This is a genomic window from Streptomyces sp. NPDC057654 (assembly GCF_042800135.1).
GTDB lineage: Bacteria > Actinomycetota > Actinomycetes > Streptomycetales > Streptomycetaceae > Streptomyces.
The window spans coordinates 1-6,760 of the sequence record NZ_JBHVHQ010000456.1 but is presented as its reverse complement, the minus strand read 5'-3'; the positions used below and the strand labels follow the sequence as shown (position 1 = coordinate 6,760).

The following is a 6,760-nucleotide window of genomic DNA, read 5'->3' as shown; positions in this document are numbered from 1 at the left end:
CTTCCGCCTCTGCGGACGCGGCACGCAATGCGGGCGCCGCGAAGGCCCAGGCCGCAGCCGCACGGAATGCCGCCGCGCGTGCTCAGCGCGCCGCCGACACAGCGACCGGTGCCGCCGACCGCGCCACGCGCCTGGCCGGGAGCTCCGCCACCGCGGCGCGTGAGGCACAGAAGGCGGCGATCAGGGCGGCCGACCACGCGGAAAAGGCCGCCAAGCAGGCCGACGAGGCCGCGAAATACGCTGGCCAGTCCCAGGATTTCGCGAACCAGTCCGCCGCGCACGCCAAAGCCGCCCGCGAAGCAGCCGACACCGCCACCAACGCCGTGACGCAAGCGGAGAAGGTAGCCACACTCGCTCGGGACGCTGACAAGGCACGTATCGCCGGGGAGCTGCAGCTGGGTCTGCAGGAAGCCGCAGATCTGAAGAAGTCCTCGGACGCCAACCAGTGGTGGCTGCAACAGGAGCGGACCACTGAGCAGCAGACCGACCAAACCACCAAAGACCTGATCAGCCAGGCCAAGCACACCGCTGATCCTCGTCAAGCTGTCCAGATCGCGCGCAAGGCAGCCGTGAATCTCCTCAGCTCGCCCGATACGTGGACACGGCAGGCAGCGGCGAGCGCTCTGTCCGGCACCGATGAATCCATGACCGCTTGGCTCAAGGCCGGCTATGAGCAAGGACTGCAGCAGGACGATCGCGAGAGGATCCAGTACCTCTCCACCATCGGCAGCGCCCCACTGGCCTCTGCAGCCGCCGACGTCCTCAAGGATGGTGACCCAGCTAAGGCTAAGCAGTTCCTCACTCAGGGTTTCATGACCGCCCAGGCAGAGGACTTCCGCGTCAAGGTCGCCACTACCCTCCAAGGCGCGGGCAAGGCAGTCACCGCGGCTGCCAACAAGGCTATCGACGCCGGCAGTCCCAAAGCGTTGTACGACTTCCTCCTCACTGGGCGGGCCGCAGCGCAGGCAGAGGACGACCGGGTCGCTATCGCCGGGCTCCTGGGCACCGGCGGACCACAGGTCAAGGCGGCAGCGCAAGAGGCCCTCGAAGGCCCCACCTGGATGCAGCACGACTTCGTCACTCGCGTCCAGTACATCGCAGCCCAGCAGGACGCGGACGCTGCCGCTCACGAGGCGGTGATCCAGTCGACCATTGCCGCAGCCGCCAAGACCGCGGCGACAGCGCAGAAGCAGGCGCAGGAAGCATCCGTAGCCGCTGCCAATGCCCACGAGGCGGCAGCCGAAGCCGATCAATGGGCCGCGAAGGCCAAGCAGTCCGCCAAACAGGCCGACGGCTATGCTCAGCAGGCCCAGCAGCACGCTGATGACGCTGCTAAGTCCGCTCAGAACGCGGCCCGTTCAGCCCAGCAGGCTCAGAGTGCCGCGAAAACCGCGCGCGGTGCGGCGCGACAGGCCAACTACTCCGCCAACCAGGCGGAAACCTCTGCCTCTCAGGCCATCCAGTCCGCCAGCAGCGCTGCAGCCGCAGCCGATAAGGCCCGCCAAGCCGCGATCGCCGCGCACAAGGATGCAGCCACGGCCGAACAGGCTGCCAGTCAGGCCCACTCCATCGCGGCCAACAAGCGGCAGCAGGAAATCGCCGAAGCAGCCGCTCGCGCCGCACAGAAAGCCAAGGAAGATGCGGCTCATCACGTTAATCCGGCCGACATCACGCGCAACGACAAGGCGCCGACGATCAACTGGGACATGAGCGTCCGGGAACGCTTTGAGCAGTTCAGCACCATGGCAGGTTGGTTCAACTGGGGCTCCAGCATGAGTCCCGGCGACGACACCAATATCCGCCCCGAGCTTGCCGCTCGAGTATCCGACTCCGGCGGGGGCGGCTTCTGGGACGGCCTGTGGAACGGCATGAAGAACGCAGCCAAGAGCTCCATGGACTGGGCGGTCGGAGGCGCCATCACCGGCTGCCTCGGCTCACTGGAAGCCGGCTGCGTTCCCGGTGCCGTCGTCGGCGGATTCAGCGGAGCCCTGGCGGGGCTGGGCGTCTACGGCTACCAAACAGTGCGAGGGTAAAGGTATGAAAACGGTCAACGGTACTCACGAGTCCCCCGAAGCAGCGCACCCCGTGCGTCCTGTCGTCATCAGCCTCGTTCTCTTGGTAATACTCCGGGAGGTCTTCAGCTCTGCCGCCGGCGGCCTCAACAGTCTGAGCGGCGTGGGACTCCTCGTCCTTTGGGCAGTTGTCGCAGGGCTGGGGGCACGAATCATCGAGTACGCGCTGCGGAGGGTCTCTAGGTCGCGACATCGCGACCGACGCATGTGAGCAGTACCCATAGTCGGGGTGTCCCCGTACCGAAGCCGGTCGGCTTGGGGAGATCTCAAGATCGCCTCCGGCTGCCCGGCTCCTGCCTGTGGAGGCTGCCTCGTTCCGCGGAGCGGGGCGCATGCTGTCCTGATTGCCCGGTTATAGTCCTCGCGTCGCGGCGGGGCGCGCGCCGGGCCTTGCCCGCATCGCCGTCCTTGGAGCGGTGGCCGAGGTGCGAGCAGCAGTTCTCAAACTCGTCGGAGACATGCTGGACCACGGTGTCAAAGCTGGCGACATGAGCCCACGAGAAGGCGAACGGGTTATTCCGTGGAATGTTTCCCAAGGGGAAGTGCTGCGTCGGATCGACGAAGAGATGCAGAGGCGCGAAGATCCGCTTGGATACGTGAAGATTTGTTGGTTTGGCGTCACCTGAACCAACATGGTGCAGTCCGCCCCCACCACCTACCGGTGGGGGCGGGCGCCTTCGGGAGTCTCGACTTTACCCATTCTCTATTCACTTTTGAAAAGGAAAGAATTATGTCCGGCAGATGTTCACGTGCTGCGTGGATAGCAGGGATTCTCACAACCAGCGTTACAATCAGTTTGCTCGCCGGTACGTCAGCACAAGCTGTCGTGGGGGACGAGGACGGAGCCTCCACGTTCACCGCGAAGCTCGAGATCGGTGACAGCCAGCGGAACTGTTCGGGTGCGCTCGTCGAGCAGCAGTGGGTAATTACCGCGGCGAGCTGCTTCGCTGACGCACCGGGATCCAAGGTGACTACTGGTGCCCCCAAGCAGAAGACCACCGTGACCGTCGGCCGGACGGACCTCACGAGCAAGGCCGGCAGTGTGGTGAACGCCGTCGAACTCGTACCGCGCGAGGACCGCGATCTCGTGATGGTCAAACTCGCCAAACCCGTCACCGGCGTCACCCCACTTGCTGTCGGCACCGACGCGCCCCAGCCAGGCGAGCACTTGCGGGTCGCCGGCTTTGGGCGCACCAAGACCGAGTGGGTGCCCAACAGCCTGCACTCAGGCGCGTTCACGGTGGGAGCGACAGACGGTTCCACCCTTGGCCTCAACGGCAAATCCGCCACCGACGTCATCTGCAAGGGCGATGCCGGCGGCCCTGCCTTCCGAGAGAAGAACGGCCACCTCGAACTGGCCGCAGTCAATAGTCTCTCCTGGCAGAAGGGCTGCATCGGCAACGAGGACGAAACCCGCGAGGGGGCCTCCGAGGCCCGCGTCGACGACATCGCCGGCTGGATCCAGGCCGTCGCCTCCCGCACCCTCCTGGACCGCGCCAACTGGCAGAACGCCGCCTACCTCGCCTCCGGCCACTTCACCAGCCCCGCCGACGGCCAGCGCCGCATGGACCTCTTCGTCGTCTGGAAGGACGGCTCCGCCACCCTCTACCAGGGCGCCGACCACGACGACCCCAAGCAGCCCTTCTCCACCACCCACCAGATCGCCGCGGCAGGCAGCTTCTGGACCCGCGCCCAGGCCATCACCGGCGGCACCTTCGCCCCCGACGGCAGGGACGGCGTCACGGTGCGCTGGTCCAACGGCAAGCTCTCCACCTTCACCCACCTCGACCAGAACGGCGTCCACGACGAACAGGTCCTGCGCGAGCCCGGCGGCGACAACCCGTTCTGGAAGAACGCCCGCCTGATCACCGCCGGCCGCTACACCGACAACCCCCTGCGCGACGACCTCCTCGTCCTGTGGGACAACGGATCCGTCTCCATGTACGCGCACACCTCCACCCAGGGCCTGAAGGGCTGGACCCAGCTCCACGACGCCGGCAAGGACGCCTGGACCGAAGCCGCACAGCTCAGCGCCGGAGAGTTCACGGGGAAGAAGACCGACGACCTGGTCATCCGCTGGAAGGACGGCGACACCACCATCTTCCCCGGCGTCGACACCAACGGCTTCCACGGCCGCACCCGCATCCGCCCCGTCGGCTCCCCCTGGAAGAACGCCGAAATCCTCACCGTCGGCTCCTTCACCACCCCCACCGCGCGCCCCGACGACATCCTCATCCGCTGGGCCAACGGCAACCTCGGCTACTACCCTCACGTCGACGCCAACGGCACCCACGACGCCATCCCCCTCGTCAACCGCCCCAACTGAACACACACGACGCCCTCGACAACGGGCCTGCGTGCGCCAGGCGGCGCGAATGCCTGGCGCACGCCCCTGAATCGCCGCAACCGGCAGGAGATGATGCGCACGTGCTCCGGCGGCTCAGTCGGCCCCTCGGAGCTGAAGCCAGCCTCCGCGCAGGAGAGTGGTGGAGTCGGTCCGACCCCACCACGCAACTGCTCCAGCTCCACGGGCACAGCGGTTCGACGCTCATCCCGTCGATCTCCGGTGGCAGCTCCCGCGTGTCACGGGGCTCCGGACAGATTGTTCACTGACGCGCTTCCGCCGGTCGGCCGTACGGGTCGTGGCAGTTCGTGTTCGACGCCGACGTCATGTTCCAGACAGGTGTCGGACGGCTGGCGGAGTCTCTGTGTCTCTTGAACAGATGGCGCAGCCTCCGAGCCTCGGCGAGTGCCGTCGCGTCAAGGGTGTCGGCGAACTGTTCGAATCAGCTTGCGGTTAGTTGCGCGAGCCGCCTGGAGCTTACGGCGCCCACACACCCTCACCGGTATTTTCCCAGGTGAGGGAGTGGTTGCGCCCCCGGCAGGACTCGAACCTGCGGCCAAGCGCTTAGAAGGCGCCTGCTCTATCCACTGAGCTACGGGGGCCGGTATGACGGTCTCGGACAGCTGAAGCCCCGGGCTCGGTGGTGCCGTGACCTTGCCGGGGACAAGGATAGGGCTTCGTGCACCTCGTCCCGGTTGCTTCACCTCCGTGACACGTTGTGGAGGTTCGGTGAAGCGGTCCCGATAATCGCAGGCAGGTACGAATTCTGCATCGTTTTTCACGCCTCAGGCGGCGGGTGTTGTGTACTCGTTATGCCTGAGCCCCACTCGCCACGCCTCGCGCACCGATGGCCATACGCTTCAAAAACCCAACGAAATTGGGCATTCTGCACATGTGGCGACCTTGGACGTACGGCCCCGACTGCTCGACGCACTGTCCGCACTGCGTGACCGTGTAGACGCCGCACGCTTCCCGCTCCCCCTTCCAGGCGCGGCCCGCGCGCGCCTCAGCCGCGTCGAGCTGTTGGCGCAGCTCGACGACTACCTGGTGCCCCGGCTGCGCGCCCCCGAAGCGCCGCTGCTCGCCGTCGTCGGGGGCTCCACGGGAGCCGGGAAGTCCACTCTCGTCAACTCGCTCGTCGGGCGGAGGGTCACGGCGGCCGGGGTGTTGCGACCGACCACGCGTACGCCCGTACTGGTGTGCCACCCCGACGACCACCACTGGTTCGCGGGGCTCCGGGTGCTGCCGCAGCTGAGCCGGGTCTGGATGCCCGCGCAGGACGCGGCAGGCCCCTACGGGCGAGGAGAAGCACGGCGGCGGGAGCCGGAGCCGGAGCCGGACGAGGGCGGCGACGGCGCGTACGAGGAGGACGGCTCGCCGCCCGCGCTGCGCATCGAGACCGACGCCGCCCTGCCCCGCGGCCTCGCCCTCCTCGACGCGCCCGACATCGACTCCCTCGTCGCCCGCAACCGCGAACTCGCCGCCGAGCTGATCTGCGCCGCCGACATCTGGGTGCTCGTCACCACCGCCACCCGGTACGCGGACGCCGTGCCCTGGCACCTGCTGCGCACCGCCAAGGAGTACGACGTCACCCTCGTCACCGTCCTGGACCGGGTGCCGCACCAGGTGGCGGCCGACGTGTCGCGGCAGTACGCGGCGATGCTGGCGGCCGCCGGGCTCGGCTCCGTACCCCGCTTCACCATCCCCGAGCTCCCCGAGTCCGCGGGCGGCGGCAGCGGGCTCCTGCCCGCCACCGCCGTGGCAGCGCTCCGCGCCTGGCTCACCCACCGCGCCCAGGACCCCGAGGCCCGTACGGCCGCCGCGGCCCGTACCGCCGCCGGGGTCGTCGCCTCGCTGCGGTCCCGGATGCCCGCCCTCGCCGGAGCCTCCGCCGCCCAGCACGCCGCCGCCGTTCGGCTGATGCAGCGCGTCGAGAAGGCCTACGAGGCGGCCGGCGAACGGGTGCGTCGGGAGATCGCGGCCGGCGAGACGCTCGCGGGCGACGCGCTGACCCACTGGCGCGGCCACCCCCGGGACAGCGCCCCCGGAGAACTCCTCGCCGCCCTCACCGAGTCCCTGGCCGCGCTCCTGTGCTGCGCTGCCGCCGCCGCGGACGAACACGTGGAGGAGACGGAGGACGCGGGAACGCTCCGCAAGGGGGCCGCCGCTGCCGCCTCCGCGCTCGCGCCCCGCGACCCCCGAGGCGCCGCGGACCGCGTCGGCGTCGCCGTCCGGCGCTGGCGGCGGTGCGTGGAGGAGACCGCGGAGGAAGAGGTACGCGCCGCCGAGCGGCCCGCCGCGGCCGACCCCGAACAGATCGCCGCCCTGCTCGCCGCCGCGCTCC

4 protein-coding genes and 1 tRNA gene are annotated in these 6,760 nt (G+C 68.5%); 4 read left to right on the top strand and 1 reads right to left on the bottom strand.

Features of this window, described 5'->3' with window-relative positions:
• The 3 genes from ACFU99_RS27630 to ACFU99_RS27620 form a co-directional block, all read left to right on the top strand.
• Positions 1-2,033, top strand: a 2,033-nt coding sequence (locus tag ACFU99_RS27630) for an ALF repeat-containing protein (protein ID WP_384396915.1), incomplete at its 5' end; no start/stop codon positions are given.
• A 455-nt stretch (positions 2,034-2,488) separates the two neighbouring features.
• A complete protein-coding gene (locus tag ACFU99_RS27625; RefSeq protein WP_384396912.1) occupies positions 2,489-2,698 on the top strand; it encodes a hypothetical protein in 210 nt (69 codons plus the stop codon).
• A 104-nt stretch (positions 2,699-2,802) separates the two neighbouring features.
• Entirely contained in the window at positions 2,803-4,398 is a 1,596-nt protein-coding gene (locus tag ACFU99_RS27620) for a S1 family peptidase (protein ID WP_384396909.1), read from the top strand.
• Between the two features lie 547 nt (positions 4,399-4,945).
• Here ACFU99_RS27620 and ACFU99_RS27615 read toward each other — a convergent pair.
• Positions 4,946-5,018 (bottom strand) — tRNA-Arg (locus tag ACFU99_RS27615).
• A 301-nt stretch (positions 5,019-5,319) separates the two neighbouring features.
• On the opposite strand from ACFU99_RS27615, the gene ACFU99_RS27610 reads away from it, so the two are divergent.
• Positions 5,320-6,760: dynamin family protein (locus ACFU99_RS27610; protein ID WP_384396918.1), on the top strand; the 1,441-nt coding region annotated here is incomplete at its 3' end.